Raw genomic sequence first — 14,994 nt, 5'->3', positions numbered from 1 at the left:
GCGAACACCGTGGTCGCGTGCTCACTGCGCATCAATCGACTGCAGAGAGGACGACTGTGACATCCGCACCTCCACGCCTCGGCGTCGCGGTGATCGGCGCGGGGTACTGGGGTCCGAACCTGGTCCGGAACGCGCAGGCGACCCCCGAGCTCCAGCTGCGGTACCTCTGCGACCTCGACGCTGCCCGCGCCGCGAAGGTGCTCGGCGAGTACTCGACGGTCCAGGTCGCCACCTCGGTCGACGAGGTGCTCGCCGACCCAGCAGTCGACGCCGTCGCGATCGCGACGCCGGCCGCCTCGCACTACGCGGTCGCCATGGCGGCGCTGGAGGCCGGCAAGCACGTGCTGGTCGAGAAGCCGCTCGCGCCGACGTACGACGAGGGCCGCGCGCTCGTCGAGACGGCCGACCGGCTCGGCCAGGTGCTGATGATCGACCACACGTTCTGCTACACGAACGCCGTCCAGCAGCTGCGCCAGATGATCCACGGCGGTGAGCTCGGCGAGCTGCAGTACCTCGACTCGGTGCGGATCAACCTCGGGATCGTCCAGCGCGACGTCGACGTGCTGTGGGACCTCGCGCCGCACGACCTGTCGATCTTCGAGAACATCCTGCCGCCCGGCGTCACGGCTGTGGAGGTCGCCGCGCAGGGCTCCGACCCGGTCGGCGCCGGCCGCGCGTGCGTCGCGTACCTCACGCTCAAGCTCTCGAACGGCGTGCTCGCGCACGTGCACGTGAACTGGCTGTCCCCTACCAAGATCCGCAACATGATCATCGGTGGCTCGCAGCGGATGGTCGTCTGGGACGACCTCTCGATGAACCAGAAGCTGGCCGTCTACGACAGCGGCGTCGGCATCTCCGCGGAGACCCTCGACCTCGACGACCGGGCCGCGACGATCGTCTCCTACCGCAACGGCGACATGGTGGCGCCCGCCATGCCGAACAACGAGGCGCTGCGCGGGGTGATGGCCGAGTTCGTGGCGGCGATCAACGAGAAGCGCGCGCCGCTGACCGACGGCTGGTCGGGCCTGCGCGTGCTCGCGATGCTCGAAGCCGCGTCCACGAGCCTGAGCAGCGGCGGGGCGTTCGTCCCGATCCGCGACGTCGACCAGCCGGCACACCTTTCGGCCGGGAGCAACGGAGTGATCGCGTGAGCGAGCGTGCGAGCGAACCATCGGCACTGACAACTGCACAGCCGATCGACGGCCAGCGCATCCTGGTCACCGGCGGCGCGGGGACGATCGGGTCGGCGCTGGTCGACCAGCTCGTCGATGCCGGCGCCGCCGAGATCACCGTCATCGACAACTTCGCGCGCGGCCGCCGGGAGAACCTCGCCGCGGCGCAGGCCGCGGCCGGCGACAAGCTCGCGATCGTCGAGGGCGACATCAACGACCGCAAGCTCGTCGAGTCGCTCACCGAGGGCGTCGACGTCGTGTTCCACCTCGCGGCGCTGCGCATCACGCAGTGCGCCGAGCAGCCGCGGCTCGCGCTGGAGTCGCTGGTCGACGGCACGTTCAACGTGATCGAGGCGGCGTCGGCGGCCGGTGTCGGCAAGGTCGTCGCGTCGTCGTCGGCCTCGGTGTACGGCCTCGCCGAGTCGTTCCCGACGACCGAGCGGCACCACCCCTACAACAACGACACGTTCTACGGCGCCGCGAAGGCGTTCAACGAGGGCATGCTGCGCAGCTTCAAGGCGATGCAGGACCTCGACTACGTGGCGCTGCGCTACTTCAACGTGTACGGCCCGCGCATGGACACCCACGGCGTCTACACCGAGGTGCTCATCCGCTGGATGGAGCGCATCGGCCGCGGCGAGGCCCCGCTGATCTTCGGCGACGGCCAGCAGACGATGGACTTCGTGCACGTCCACGACATCGCGCGGGCGAACGTGCTGGCCGCGCAGGCCGACGTCACCGACGACGTGTTCAACATCGCGAGCGCCACCGAGACGAGCCTCGCCGGGCTCGCCGAGGACCTGCTCGCGGTGATGGGCTCCGACCTGAAGCCAGAGTTCGGGCCCGCGCGCGCCGTCAACGGCGTCACCCGCAGGCTGGCCGACATCTCCCACGCCGAGGAGAAGCTCGGCTGGCGCCCGGAGATCGACCTCAAGACGGGCCTGCGCGGGCTCGTCGAGTGGTGGACGAGCGCATCGGCGGAGGCCAAGGCATGAGCGGTATGTCCATCCCCGTGATGCGGCCGTGGCTGGGCGAGGAGGAGGCGGCCGCGGTCGCCGACGTCGTCCGCTCCGGCTGGGTCGCGCAAGGCCCCCGGGTCGCCGAGTTCGAGAAGGCGTTCGCGCAGTTCGTCGGCGCCGAGCACGGTATCGCGGTCTCGTCGTGCACGACCGGGCTGCACCTGTGCCTCTACCTGCTCGACGTGCGGCCGGGCGACGAGGTCGTCGTGCCGTCGTTCTCGTTCATCGCGACGGCCAACGCCGTGCGCTACTGCGGGGCGACCCCGGTCTTCGCCGACGTCGACCGGCAGACCGGCAACCTCGACCCCGCGTCGGTCGCCGCGGTGATCACCCCGCGCACCAAGGTCGTGCTGGCCGTGCACCAGGGCGGCCAGCCCGCCGACATCGACGCGCTGCGCGCCGTCTGCGGCGGGATCCCGGTCGTCGAGGACGCCGCGTGCGCCGCCGGCTCGACGCTGCAGGGCCGCTCGGTCGGCGCCGGCGCGCTGCTGGCCGCGTGGTCGTTCCACCCGCGCAAGCTGCTCACCACCGGTGAGGGCGGGATGATCACCACCGACGACGCCGACTGGGCAGCCCGGCTGCGCAGGCTGCGTGAGCACGGCATGACCGTCTCGGCCGCCGACCGGCACGCCAGCGGCAAGGTCGTGCTCGAGGGCTACGCGGAGACCGCGTTCAACTACCGCATGACCGACCTGCAGGCCGCGATGGGGCTCGTGCAGCTGCACAAGCTGCCGGAGATGGTGGCGCGCAGGCGCGAGCTCGTCGAGCGCTACGCCGAGATGCTTGCCCCGATCGACGTCCGCCCGGTGCGCGATCCCGAATACGGCACGAGCAATTTCCAGTCGTACTGGGTGGAGCTGCCCGAGTCGGCCCCGTCGGCCGCCGATGTGCTGGCCGCGCTCGCCGCGGAGGGCATCTCCGGGCGGCGCGGGATCATGGCGTCGCACCTCGAAGGCGCCTACGCGGGCCACCCCCATGTCGAGCTGCCGGCGACCGAGCACCTCACCGCCCGCACCGTCATCCTTCCGCTGCACCACGAGCTGACCGCCGACGACCAGAAGCGTGTTGTCGAGGCGCTCGCAGGGGCGATCCGACAGGGAGCGTCGTGAGCCAGAACATCCCGCTCGTCGACCTCGGTGCGCAGCACCGCCAGGTGGCCGACGAGGTGGCGGCCGGTTGGGCCGACATCCTCGCCCGCACCGCCTTCGTCGGCGGACCCGCGGTCGCCGCGTTCGAGGCCGAGTACGCGCAGTACATCGGCGTCGAGCACTGCATCGGGGTCGGCAACGGCACCGACGCGATCGAGTTCGCGCTGCGCGCGCTGGACATCGGCGCCGGCGACGAGGTGATCGTCCAGGCCAACACGTTCATCGCGTCCGTCGAGGCCATCGCACGGGCCGGCGCCACGCCGGTGCTCGTCGACTGCGTCGAGGACACCGCGCTGATCGACACCGACAAGGTGGCCGACGCCGTCACGCCGCGCACCCGCGCGATCCTGCCCGTGCACCTCTACGGCCAGGCCGCGGAGATCGAGCAGCTGCAGGCGAACCTGCCGGAGTCGATCGCGATCGTCGAGGACGCCGCGCAGTCGCAGGGCGCGCGCCGCAAGGACGCCGCCGCGGGCGCGCTCGGGCGGATCGCCGCCACCAGCTTCTACCCCGGCAAGAACCTCGGTGCGTACGGCGACGCCGGTGGTGTGCTCACGAACGACACCGAGCTGGCCACCAGAGTGCGGCTGCTGCGCGACCACGGTTCGCCGCGCAAGTACGAGCACACCGTGCTGGGCTTCAACAGCCGGCTCGACGCGCTGCAGGCCGTTGTGCTCTCGGCGAAGCTGAAGCGGCTCGACGGCTGGAACGACGCACGCCGCCGCGCCGCCGACCGCTACGACGCGCTGCTGAAGGACGTCGAAGGCGTCGTCCCGCCGGTGGTCGCGCCGGGCAACGAGCCGGTATGGCACCTCTACGTGGTGCGCGTCGCCGAGCGCGACCGCGTGCTCGCGCAGCTGCAGGCCGACGGCATCGGCGCCAGCATCCACTACCCGACACCGGTGCACCTGACCGGAGCGTTCGCGGACCTCGGCCACAAGGCCGGCGACTTCCCGATCACCGAGCGGATCACCAGCGAGATCATCTCGCTGCCCCTGTTCGCCGAGATCACCGAGGCGCAGCAGCAGCGGGTCGTCGAGTCGCTGGTCGCCGCGGTGCAGGGATGACCGGCACGCTCTCGGGGGTGCGTGTGCATCCCCAGGGACTCTGCGAGAGCGACGAGGTCGGCGAGGGCACCCGCGTCTGGGCGTTCGCGCACGTGTTGGCGGGCGCGAAGGTCGGGCGCGAGTGCAACATCTGCGACTGCGCGTTCGTCGAGGACGGCGCGGTGCTGGGCGACCGAGTGACCGTCAAGAACGGCACGCTCGTCTTCCGCGGTGTGACGTGCGAGGACGAGGTCTTCCTCGGGCCGAACGTGCTGTTCACCAACGACATGCGCCCGCGGGCGGCCAACCGGCTCGCCGCCGAGGACCTGCTGCCGACGCTGGTGCGCCGCGGCGCGTCGCTCGGCGCGGGTGTGGTGGTCGTCTGCGGCACCGAGATCGGTGAGTACGCGTTCGCCGGTGCCGGCGCCGTCGTCACGAAGGACGTGCCGGCGCACGCGTTCGTCGCCGGCAACCCCGCGGTGCAGAAGGGGTGGGTGTGCCGCTGCGGCGCCCGCCTCGACGAGTCGCTCACCTGCACGGAATGCGGAAAGCGCTATGTCCGTGACGGGGCGGACGGCGTAATGCTCAGCGCCGAGGACGCGAAAGACTGACAGGGCCAGCCAGAGCCAGCCAGGGCCGGCGCAGCCGCGACGAGCGCCTGCGGCAGCAGGGCAACCGAAGGAGTCGGGCCGTCGTCATGGCATCTTTCCGCACCCGGATCGGCCGGTTCGTCGCGGCGGTTCGGCGGCGGCTCGCTTCGATGCGGCAGACGTCCGACCCGTCGAGCGGGCTTCGCATGGCCAAGCTCGGGGTCGAGATGGTCCGGCCCGATCTCGCACAGCCGGTCGCGCAGACGGCGGTGCCGCTGCGGGTGAAGGACCTGGAGGGCGACCCGGTGCGGCTGCGGCCGCGCTCGCGCGACGGCAACGCGTTCGACATGGTGTTCCAGGAAGGCCTGCACCTCCCACCGCCCGAGATCGACGGACCGCTCGGCCGGATCGCCGTGTTCGGCGCCAACATCGGCCTCCCGCTCGCCGACCTCGGCATGCGCTACCCGTCGGCCCGGCTGCTGGGCGTCGAGCCCGACGCGGAGAACGCGGTGCTCGCCCGCGCCAACGTCGCGCCGCTCGGCGACCGCTGCACGATCGTCGAGGCCGCGGTGTGGTGGGAGGACGCGACGCTGACGGTCAGCTGGACGCACGACGCGTGGGGGTTCGACCTCGCGGAGGCCGCGGAGCCGGGCACGCCGACCGAGGTGATCGAGGCCGTGGCCGCGCAGCGCCTGCTCGACGGGTTCGCCGGCGGCAAGCCGGTCGACTACCTGCTGGTCAACATCGAGAGCGCGTGGCACGAGCTGCTGAGCCACGGCGAGTGGACCCGCGACGTCCGCTGCATCAAGATCGAAGTGCAGACCCGGTACGACGATGCCGTACCGCTGCTGGAGCGGCTGGGTTATACGGCGAGGATGGAGCGCCTCGGTTGGGGCGCGTTTGCCATCGGGGTGAAGGAGGTGGCGTGATGAGTTTCGTCGAGAGAGCGCGCAAGTCGGTACGGTGGCGTGCGGACGCCGCTCGCGACAAGGTTGCGGAGGCCCGTGCCCTCAGCGAGCGCACGGTGATCTCCCGGACGGCCGGGCGCACCGCGCCGACGAGCCGGATCCTCTGCTACCACACGGTCGGCATGCCCGAGATGGGCATCAACGACATCACGTTGCGCCGCCTGGAGCAGCAGCTGGCGCACGCGCGCAACGTCGGGTACCGGTTCGTGCCGGCGATGGAGCTGGTCGACGACGCCGTCGCAGGCCCGTCGGGCTCGAACGACCCCGCCGACCTGCGGCTCGCACTGACGTTCGACGACGGGTTCCGCAGCATCCTGACCACGGTCGCGCCGCTGCTCAAGAGCCTCGACATCCCGTGGACGGCGTTCGTCGTCAGCGGGTTCGCCGACGGGCGCGGGCGCAACGGCTACGACGACTTCCTCGACTGGCGCGAGATCGAGAAGCTGGCCGACGACGGCGTCACGATCGCGAGCCACTCGGTGACCCACCCGAACTTCTCGACGCTCTCCCCCGGCGAGATCGTCGCCGAGCTCGCCGAGTCGCGCGAGGCGCTGCGGCTCAACCTCGGCATCGACTCCACGGAGTTCGCGATCCCGTTCGGCCAGTCCGGCAACTGGCCGGCCGAGGCGCAGGCCGCAGCAGCGCAGGCCGGCTACCGCACCGTCTACGCGCAGTCGGTCGAGCGCCGCCCCGCCGGCACGGTCGCACGCACGTTCGTCACGAAGTTCGACGACGAGCGCATCTTCCGCGCCGCCCTCGCCGGCGCCTTCGACCGCTGGGAAGAGTGGTTCTAGCACCCCAACTTCCCCACCGTTTTGGGTGGATGCGCGCCCGTACGGCGCGCAAGTGCCCAAAACGGTGGGGAACTTGCCCACCGTTTTGCCAACCTGCACGCCCTTTCGGGTGTGTAGGTAGGCAAAACGGTGGGGAAGTTCGGTCAGACCCCGATGCGCAGCCCTGCGGTCCCGAGGCCGCTGGGGGCGAACGGGGCGCGCGAGCGGCGCAGCGCGACCTCGTTGTAGCGGTCGCAGCCGTGGTGCCAGGCGAGGATGCCCGACATCCACGACTTGAGGTCCTCGCCCCGCTCGACGAGCGCCTCGCGCACCTCCTCGGCGAGGTCGTGGTCGTCGAACATGGCCGGCATGTCGACGGCGAGGATGTGCTCGAACTGCTCCATGCGGGCCTTCATGAGGTCGGCGACCATGTCCCGGGCCGTCATGCGGTCGACGTCGAGGAAGTTCTCGACGACCAGCACCAGGTTGTGCACCTCGCCCTCGAACTCGACCTCCTTCTGGTAGGAGAAGAGGTCGTTGGTGAAGCACGCGTAGTCCTGCGCGGCGGTCTCGAGCTCCCGCAGCACCCTGGTCTCGTAGAGCTCCAACGGCACGAGATGCGCGTGCGCGAGCTTGCCGAGGCTCGCGGTGAGGTCGGCGCCGAACGTCATGCGGCGCATCTCGATGTAGTCCACTGGGTCCGGCACCCGGTTCTGGGTCTGGTTGGCCAGCTCCCACAGCCAGCTGCCGGTCATGTCGGCGACGGCGGTGCGGAACCGCTGCCGGGCGTCGGACGTCATCGGCTCGGCAGTCCGCACCCAGAGGTCCGCGAGACCCCGCTCGATCGGGGTCAGCGGCTCCGGGGTGGCCCCGAGGTCGAGCGGCATGAACAGCTGGAGCCGCTCGTGGCAGAGGCGGGCCGCCGCCTCGTTGCGGGAGTTGCCGAAGAGCAGCGGGAACAGGTCGTCGCCGTAGGTGCCCCAGGCGAGCCAGTCGGTGGAGAGCTCCAGCTGTTCGAGGCTCGCGTCCGCGTTGAGGTGCGACGCGCAGTAGGCGAAGTCGAACCCGACGAACCGCGGCTCGTCCCAGACCCCGGCCACCTCGACACCCGGCAGCGAGTCGAAGAAGCCCATCCGTCGCGCCCACTCCAGCCCGTGCCTGCGCACGTCGTCGAGCAGCGGGGAGCAGGTGGCGGGGAACGGCATGTACAGCTCGGGCAGCGGGAGGTGCCCGACCGACGTGAACGGCATGTGCGTGTGCTGGTGGGCGCGGCGGCGCAGCCCCGGGCCCGTGGTGAACAGCGTCGACGCCGACATCCCCAGCCCGGCCGTGGTGGCGCCGCGGCGGGCGCCCTTGTTCATGTACCGGCTGGAGCGCATGTGCCACTCGTGCCCGCCCGACTGCCAGTCCTGCAGCCCCTTCACGTACGCGCCGACGCCGAGCTGCTCGTCCGGCGGGATCGCGTTGCTCACCAGCAGGTCCGGCACCTCCACCAGCGCCGTCGTCTCGAACTGGAGCATGCGGGAGGTCAGCAGGTCGTTGACCTTGTCGGCGGCCTCCTGCGTCGAGCAGTCGAAGAACCGCTCGAAGACGAGCACGGCGTTGGAGTTCTCCCCTTCCTCCTGCACCTCCCGCTGGTAGGAGAACAGGTCGTTGCGCAGGTGCACGGCATCGGCGAACGTGTCGCACAGCACCCGCATCGGACGTGAGGCCGCGATCGCGGCGGGCACCTCGGCGTCGACGGCGTGCTCGACGAGGTTCGCCGACCACGGCGCGCCACCGACCCGCCTGCGCATCTGGACGTACTCGATCGGGTTTGCGATCCGGCCGATCTCGATGTTGTCCAGCTCCCACATCGACTCGACCATCAGGTTGTGGGTGCTGGTGGTGAACCGGCGCTGCCAGTCGCCCGACCGGTGCGGCGCGGTGCGGCCCCAGAGGTCGACGAGCCCGGCCTCGGCGGGGTTGGTCGGCTCCGGCGCCTCCCCCTCCCCACCCATGAACAGCTCCAGGCGGTCGAGGTAGGCCTTCGCGCCCGCAACGTCCCGCGAGTACTTGAACTCCTCGAGGAAGTGGTCGTCGAAGAAGAAGACCCAGACGTACCAGTCGGTGATCAGGTCGAGCATCGTGGCGTCGCAGTCGGGATGGGTGTACGCGCACAGCAGCGCGTAGTCCATGCGGGCCAGCGCCACCTCCTCCCAGACGAGACCGCCGCCGGGCTTCTGCGCGTCGAGCATGCCCATGCCGCGCGCCCACTCCATGCTGTGCGCGCGGGCCTGTTCGAGGTGGGGATTTCGGCGCGCCGGGTACGAGAGGTAGAAGTCGGGCAGGGTGAACGCCTCCACGGCGGTCCTTTCTGGCAGGTCAGGTGGGCGAGCGCATTTCGGCGACGGCGTCGACGAAGGCATCGGGCTCGACGCCGAAGGCGCCGTCGAGCGGGGTTCGCAGCTGCAAGGCGATGTAGATGGTCGCGCCGACGGTGAACGCCAGCACGCCGACGACGACGAGGTTGATCGGGCGCCCGCTCATGCCGACGGCCAGCGGGAACGCGATCACCAGTGCCGCCCCGATGAGCGTGGCCACCAGCAGCACGGTGTTGAACGTGTTGTCGCCGGCGGCGAGGTCGACGCGGCTGCGGTGCGCCTCGTCGATGTCGCGGACGTCGCGCAGGCCGTACTCCCGCGCCACCCCCGACGCGCCCTCGGTCGGCAACGCGATGAACTCCGTGCGGATCGCGCGCACGAGGTCCGGGATCGTGTCCTCCGTCTCGCCCTGCCGCAGCAGCTGCCACTCGCGGTCGGCGACCGTGACGGCGTACTCGCGCAGCAACCCCTGCAGCGCCGATCGGTTCGGCTCCGGTGCGGCGTCGGCCTGCCAGTAGGCGTCGACCACCGCGTCGGCCTCCGCGGCCGCGTTGCTCTCGATGTCGGCGCCCTGCTGCCAGGCGAAGACGATGTAGAACGCAAGCACCACGGTGAACAGCGCGCTGAGGATGCCACCGGCGAAGGACACCGAGTCGGAGTCGAAGTCGCCGTCCGCGACCTCTTTGCGGCGGGCCAGAAAAGCGGCCACGACAACGGCGAGCAACGTCGGTGCCGCGACCGCGACAATGAAGTCGACAATCACAGTTGAGCCTCGTCAGTTGTCGGAGAACACCCCGGAACGGGAGGCGGAGCCACTCCAAGCTATGCCGCACCCGGGTGGGGGTCGAGACGCCCGATCGCAATCGCTCCGATCGTGTGAACAACTCGCAAGTATCTGTACTCCCCGGAGTGGGGCGACTAGGAAGTGTGACGGCCACGCTCGGAAGGGCAGCTGATGACAACGCGGCGAGTGCTCGCGGTGACCATGATCGTATTAATGATCGGAATGATCGGCGCCCCGGCTGCAACGGGCGCCGATACCGGTGCCGTTGCCGTCACCACCGGCTTCACCCCGGCCTCGGCACGGCCCGGCGACCGCATCACCCAGAGCGCCAGGGTGAGCAACGTCGGCACCGCTGTGCTCGTCCGGCTCATCGTGGAGCTGTCGGCGGCACCGGGCTGCAGGTGGCTCGTCCCGCTGCTGCTGCCCGGCCAGAGCAGGACCTTGTCGTGCGCGGGAACCGCCCGCGCCGGCGCCACCCTCACCGCCACCGTGAGCGGCGAGACCCAGCTCGGCATCGCCGTCTCGGCGCGGGCCAGCACGCTCCTGCCCGCACCGCCCCCGCCGCCCCCACCGCCGGTGGCCGCGCCGCCGCCGGCACCGCCGGCCCAACCGCCGCCGGCACCTTCAGAGCCTCCTCCGCCCAGGTCAGAGCCACCACCGGCAGAACCACCCGCCCCTGCTCCGATTCCGGAACCCGCTCCGGCGCCCGCGCCCGCACCGTCGCCGGCACCCGCACCAGCACCTGCCCCAATCGCCGCCCCGCCCCCTCCGGCCGCGCCGGCGCAGCCACCTGTCCAGCCACCCGCACCCGCTCCCGTCGGAGGCGCCCCTGCCGCCAGTCCAGCGCCGGCTCCCACGCCGGCTACCCCACCTGCCCTCCCACCGGCCCTCTCATCGACCCCCTCGTCGGCAGAGCCCGGCGGTCCGGTCGCCGCACCGGCGGCAGATGCGCCGCCGCCCGTCGCGGCCGCGATCGCCGAGCGCGCCGCCGCACCGCGGGAGCGGCCGACGCGGTCGGTGGCGATGACGGCCGCCGTGATCGCAGTGCTCGGAGTATTCGTCATGTCAGTTTCTGTTGGCGCATTGTCCGCGGTACTGCGGGTGCGTTGATCAAATCCCCTGAGTCACTGGCTTAACAATTCATGATCACCATTCCGGAAAGAACACTTCACGGCCGCCTGCACACGGTCCGATTCCGCCCACTTCGACACATTTCCAACACTCCGCAGATTGGTGGTATGTGTGATGACAACAACCGAACCCCTCGACGCCCAGGCACCCGAAGTTCCGCCGCGCACGAGCCTCGACACCTCAGCCGCCCGAAATCTCGCGACGACGACGAAGTCCGTCCCGCAGATGCAGGGAATCACGTCCCGGTGGCTGCTCCGGATGCTGCCGTGGGTGCAGGCCGACGGTGGTGTGTTCCGGGTGAACCGCAGGCTCAGCTACACCGTCGGCGACGGCCGGGTGGAGTTCACCACGACCGGCGCCGAGGTCAAGGTGATCCCCCGGGAGCTCGGTGAGCTGCGGCTGCTGCGCGGCTTCGACGACGTGGAGGTGCTCACCGCCCTCGCCGACCGGTTCGTCCAGCGCGAGTACTCGCCCGGGGACGTGCTCGTCGAGGAGGGCGGCCGGGCCGACCAGGTCTTCCTCATCGCCCACGGCAAGATCAACAAGCTCGGCCGGGGCAAGTACGGCGACCAGACCGTGCTGGGTGTGCTCGCCGACGGCGACCACTTCGGCGACGGCATGCTGGCCAACGCCGACGAGCAGTGGGAGTACACGGCCAAGGCCGTCACCCCGTGCACCGTGCTCACGCTGAGCCGCCAGGCCTTCGACGAGATGAACGGCAACGCGGGCGGGCTGCGCTCGCACATCCAGCACCGGCTCGCGGCCACCGACCGGCCCCAGAACGCCTCCGGGGAAGCCGCTGTCGACGTCGCCGCCGGCCAGGACGGCGAGTACGACCTGCCGCAGACGTTCGTCGACTACGAGCACAGCCCTCGCGAGTACGAGCTGTCGGTCGCCCAGACCGTGCTGCGCGTCCACAGCAGGGTCGCCGATCTCTACAACAAGCCGATGAACCAGACCGAGCAGCAGCTGCGGCTCACGATCGAGGAGCTGCGCGAGCGCCAGGAGCACGAGCTGGTCAACAACCGCGACTTCGGGCTGCTGCACAACGCCGACCTCGGCAACCGCATCCACGCCACGAGCGGCCCGCCCACGCCCGACGACTTCGACGAGCTGCTGTCGATCGTCTGGAAGGAACCCGGCTTCTTCCTCGCCCACCCGCGGACGATCGCGGCGTTCGGCCGCGAATGCTCCAAGCGCGGCCTCTACCCGCAGAGCGTCGAGATGGGCGGCAACCACGTGCCGGCCTGGCGCGGCGTGCCGGTGCTGCCGTGCAACAAGATCCCGATGAGCGAAGCGCGAACCAGCTCGGTGATGCTCGTGCGCACCGGCGAGGCGAACCAGGGTGTGGTCGGCCTGCACCAGACCGGCCTGCCCGACGAGTACCAGCCCGGGCTCAACGTCCGCTTCATGAACATCGACGAGAAGGCCGTCATCTCCTACCTCGTCAGCGCCTACTACTCGGCGGCCGTGCTGGTGCCCGACGCGCTCGCCGTGCTCGAGAACGTCGAGATCGGTCGCGAGGACTGACCTGTGACGACCACCCCCGAGCTGGCGGAGCCCCCGCCGCCGACGAGCCTGCAGACCTCGACGGCGCGCAACCTCGCCACCACGACGAAGTCCGTCCCGCACATGCAGGGGATCACCCCGCGGTGGCTGCTGCGCATGCTGCCGTGGGTGCCGGTCGACGCCGGCACGTACCGGGTGAACCGGCGGTTGTCGTCCACCGTCGGGGACGGCCGGGTCGAGTTCGTCCAGACGGGCTCGACCGTGCAGGTCATCCCGGAGGAGCTGGGCGAGCTCGCCGCGCTGCGGGCGTTCACCGACCCGTTGACGCTGACCGCGCTCGCCGGGCGGTTCGAGCAGCGCAGCCTCGAACCGGGCGAGGTGCTCGCCACCGCGGGCAGCCCGGTCGAGGAGATCGTGCTCATCGCGCACGGCAAGGTGACCAAGCTCGGCACCGGCCCGTACGGCGAGCCCGCCTCGCTCGGCTCGCTCGGCGACGGTGACCACCTCGGCGACGAGCTCCTCACAGACCGGGAGAGCACGTGGGCGTTCACCGCGAAGGCGGTGACGCCGTGCGTGGTGCTGGCGCTCTCCCGGACGACCGTCGCGGAGTTCCTCGACGTCGCGCCGGCGCTGCGGGCGCACCTCGCCGAGCTCGGCAGCAGGCCGGGGCCGGCCCGCAACAAGTACGGCGAGGCCGTCGTCGAGCTGGCCGCCGGGCACACCGGCGAGCCGGTGCTGCCGGCGACCTACGTCGACTACGAGCTCGCGCCACGGGAGTACGAGCTGTCGGTCGCGCAGACCGTCCTGCGCGTGCACTCGCGGGTGGCCGACCTCTACGGCAAGCCGATGGACCAGACCCAGCAGCAGCTGCGCCTCACCGTCGAGGAGCTGCGCGAGCGGCAGGAGCACGCGCTGCTCAACGATCCCGGCTTCGGGTTGCTGCACAACACCGCGTTCGCGCAGCGCGTCCAGACCCGGGAAGGGCCGCCTGCGCCCGCGGACATGGACGACCTGCTGAGCCGGCGCCGCAGCACGGCGTTCTTCCTGGCCCACCCGCTCGCGATCGCGGCGGTGCGCCGGGAGTGCAGCCGGCGCGGCATCTACCCGACCGACGTCGTGGTGGAGGGCGAGCGGCACACCGGCTGGCGCGGCGTGCCGGTGCTGCCGTGCGACAAGATCCCGATCAGCGAGCACGGCACCACGTCGATCCTCGCGATGCGCACGGGCGAGGAGTCGAGCGGCGTGATCGGGCTGCTCCCGACCGACCTGCCCGACGAGCACCAGCCGGGCCTCTCCGTCCGCTTCACCGGGATCGACGCGAAAGCGGTCATGTCGTACCTGGTCAGCGCCTACTACTCGGCCGCGGTGCTGGTGCCCGACGCGCTCGGGGTGCTGGAGAACGTCGAGATCGGACGGAGGGACCCGGCATGACCGCAGCAACCAGGAACGACGCCGGTGACCTGCTCACTGCCGTGCGGAGGCGGTGGGAGCCGGCGCTGCTGCGTGCGGTGAACACGCTGCCGAACGCGATGCAGCACGTCGCCGGCTACCACCTGGGCTGGTGGGACGAGGACGGCGCGCCGGCAGGCGCAACCGGCGGCAAGGCGATCCGGCCCGCGTTGACGCTGCTGACGGCGGCGTCCATCGAGGGCCGGATCGACAGCGGGGCCGACCCCGTGACGGCCGCGGTGCCGGCCGCCGTCGCGGTGGAGCTGGTGCACAACTTCTCGCTCCTGCACGACGACGTCATGGACAACGACCTGACCCGCCGGCACCGCCCGACCACGTGGGCGGTGTTCGGGGTCGGCCCCGCGATCCTGGCGGGCGATGCGTTGCTGTCGCTCGCGATGGACGTACTCGCCGCCTCGGACCATCCGGCGTCGGCGCCGGCGGTGCGGATGCTCAGCAGCACCGTGCAGGCGCTCGTCGACGGGCAGATCGCCGACCTGGCGTTCGAGCGGCGCACGGACGTCACCCTCACCGAGTGCCTCCGCATGGCCGAGGCCAAGACGGGCGCCCTGCTCGGCTGCGCGTGCGCGCTGGGTGCCCTGCTCGGTGGGGGTTCGGAGCTGCAGGTGCAGGAGATGGGCCGGTTCGGCTGCCAGCTCGGGCTGGCGTTCCAGCTGATCGACGACCTGCTCGGGATCTGGGGCGACCCCGAGACCACCGGCAAGCCGGTCCGCAACGACCTGCGGTGCCGCAAGAAGTCGCTGCCCGTCGTTGCCGCATTGACCTCGGAGACCGCGGCCGCCGCGAAGCTGCGCACGCTGTACTTCGACGACGCGGTGCTCAGCGAGGACGAGCTGGCCCGCGCCGCCGACCTCGTCGAGGAGGCCGGTGGCCGGGCGTGGTGCCAGCAGCGGGCCGACTCGCTGCTGGCCGGCGCGCTGCAGCGGCTCGACCGGATTGGCGAGGGCGCGACGAGGGACCTGCGCGCAATAGCCGAGCTGATCGGAAGGCGGGATCACTAGTGCGGGGTGTGAGCGTCGAC

Annotated in this window: 13 protein-coding genes; 10 read left to right on the top strand and 3 right to left on the bottom strand. The window is 71.0% G+C overall.

The window, feature by feature from the left end:
• Nucleotides 1–56: 56 nt before the first annotated feature.
• From LL648_RS21045 to LL648_RS21015, 7 genes are all read left to right on the top strand, one after another.
• Nucleotides 57–1,151: a Gfo/Idh/MocA family protein gene (locus LL648_RS21045; RefSeq protein WP_232664341.1), complete on the top strand. Its 1,095-nt coding sequence runs from the start codon at nt 57–59 to the stop codon at nt 1,149–1,151.
• The gene (locus LL648_RS21040; protein ID WP_232664340.1) at nt 1,148–2,167 is read left to right on the top strand and encodes an NAD-dependent epimerase/dehydratase family protein; all 1,020 of its coding nucleotides are present in this window, start codon (nt 1,148–1,150) and stop codon (nt 2,165–2,167) included. The genes LL648_RS21045 and LL648_RS21040 overlap by 4 nt, the downstream gene beginning before the upstream one ends.
• The gene (locus LL648_RS21035; protein WP_232664339.1) at nt 2,164–3,300 is read left to right on the top strand and encodes a DegT/DnrJ/EryC1/StrS family aminotransferase; all 1,137 of its coding nucleotides are present in this window, start codon (nt 2,164–2,166) and stop codon (nt 3,298–3,300) included. The genes LL648_RS21040 and LL648_RS21035 overlap by 4 nt, the downstream gene beginning before the upstream one ends.
• Complete coding sequence (locus LL648_RS21030) at nt 3,297–4,406, top strand: DegT/DnrJ/EryC1/StrS family aminotransferase (protein WP_232664338.1); 1,110 nt, start codon at nt 3,297–3,299, stop codon at nt 4,404–4,406. Before LL648_RS21035 ends, LL648_RS21030 begins: the two co-directional genes overlap by 4 nt.
• Nucleotides 4,403–4,996: an acyltransferase gene (locus LL648_RS21025; RefSeq protein ID WP_232664337.1), complete on the top strand. Its 594-nt coding sequence runs from the start codon at nt 4,403–4,405 to the stop codon at nt 4,994–4,996. Before LL648_RS21030 ends, LL648_RS21025 begins: the two co-directional genes overlap by 4 nt.
• 86 nt (nt 4,997–5,082) lie before the next feature.
• A complete protein-coding gene (locus LL648_RS21020) occupies nt 5,083–5,904 on the top strand; it encodes a hypothetical protein (RefSeq protein WP_232664336.1) in 822 nt (273 codons plus the stop codon).
• Nucleotides 5,904–6,737: a polysaccharide deacetylase family protein gene (locus LL648_RS21015; RefSeq protein WP_232664335.1), complete on the top strand. Its 834-nt coding sequence runs from the start codon at nt 5,904–5,906 to the stop codon at nt 6,735–6,737. Before LL648_RS21020 ends, LL648_RS21015 begins: the two co-directional genes overlap by 1 nt.
• Before the next feature lie 143 nt (nt 6,738–6,880).
• On the opposite strand, the gene LL648_RS21010 is transcribed toward LL648_RS21015, so the two are convergent.
• The 3 genes from LL648_RS21010 to LL648_RS21000 form a co-directional block, all read right to left on the bottom strand.
• Entirely contained in the window at nt 6,881–9,061 is a 2,181-nt protein-coding gene (locus LL648_RS21010; protein ID WP_232664334.1) for a terpene synthase family protein, read from the bottom strand.
• A gap of 19 nt (nt 9,062–9,080) precedes the next feature.
• On the bottom strand, nt 9,081–9,842 hold the full coding sequence (locus tag LL648_RS21005; protein WP_232664333.1) for a bestrophin-like domain: 762 nt from the start codon (nt 9,840–9,842) through the stop codon (nt 9,081–9,083).
• Nucleotides 9,843–9,997: 155 nt separating this feature from the next.
• Complete coding sequence (locus LL648_RS21000) at nt 9,998–10,402, bottom strand: hypothetical protein (protein ID WP_232664332.1); 405 nt, start codon at nt 10,400–10,402, stop codon at nt 9,998–10,000.
• Between the two features lie 706 nt (nt 10,403–11,108).
• On the opposite strand from LL648_RS21000, the gene LL648_RS20995 reads away from it, so the two are divergent.
• From LL648_RS20995 to LL648_RS20985, 3 genes are read left to right on the top strand one after another with little or no spacing between them, the layout of a single operon-like run.
• Nucleotides 11,109–12,524 carry a family 2B encapsulin nanocompartment shell protein gene (locus tag LL648_RS20995; RefSeq protein WP_232664331.1) on the top strand — a complete coding sequence of 472 codons (1,416 nt, stop codon included), beginning with the start codon at nt 11,109–11,111 and terminating at the stop codon, nt 12,522–12,524.
• A gap of 3 nt (nt 12,525–12,527) precedes the next feature.
• On the top strand, nt 12,528–13,934 hold the full coding sequence (locus tag LL648_RS20990; protein ID WP_232664330.1) for a family 2B encapsulin nanocompartment shell protein: 1,407 nt from the start codon (nt 12,528–12,530) through the stop codon (nt 13,932–13,934).
• The gene (locus tag LL648_RS20985) at nt 13,931–14,974 is read left to right on the top strand and encodes a family 2 encapsulin nanocompartment cargo protein polyprenyl transferase (protein ID WP_232664329.1); all 1,044 of its coding nucleotides are present in this window, start codon (nt 13,931–13,933) and stop codon (nt 14,972–14,974) included. Before LL648_RS20990 ends, LL648_RS20985 begins: the two co-directional genes overlap by 4 nt.
• Nucleotides 14,975–14,994 lie beyond the last annotated feature (20 nt).

The organism is Pseudonocardia sp. TRM90224 (genome assembly GCF_021245725.1).
Classification (GTDB): domain Bacteria; phylum Actinomycetota; class Actinomycetes; order Mycobacteriales; family Pseudonocardiaceae; genus Pseudonocardia.
This window is presented reverse-complemented; position numbering and strand designations above follow the sequence as displayed.

Bases quoted from the DNA above. Each gene is read 5' to 3' on its own strand.
- LL648_RS21035 (WP_232664339.1), top strand. From the start codon at position 2,164: ATGAGCGGTATGTCCATCCCCGTGATGCGGCCGTGGCTGGGCGAGGAG.
- LL648_RS21025 (WP_232664337.1), top strand. From the start codon at position 4,403: ATGACCGGCACGCTCTCGGGGGTGCGTGTGCATCCCCAGGGACTCTGC.
- LL648_RS21020 (WP_232664336.1), top strand. From the start codon at position 5,083: ATGGCATCTTTCCGCACCCGGATCGGCCGGTTCGTCGCGGCGGTTCGG.
- LL648_RS21015 (WP_232664335.1), top strand. From the start codon at position 5,904: ATGAGTTTCGTCGAGAGAGCGCGCAAGTCGGTACGGTGGCGTGCGGAC.
- LL648_RS20995 (WP_232664331.1), top strand. From the start codon at position 11,109: ATGACAACAACCGAACCCCTCGACGCCCAGGCACCCGAAGTTCCGCCG.
- LL648_RS20985 (WP_232664329.1), top strand. From the start codon at position 13,931: ATGACCGCAGCAACCAGGAACGACGCCGGTGACCTGCTCACTGCCGTG.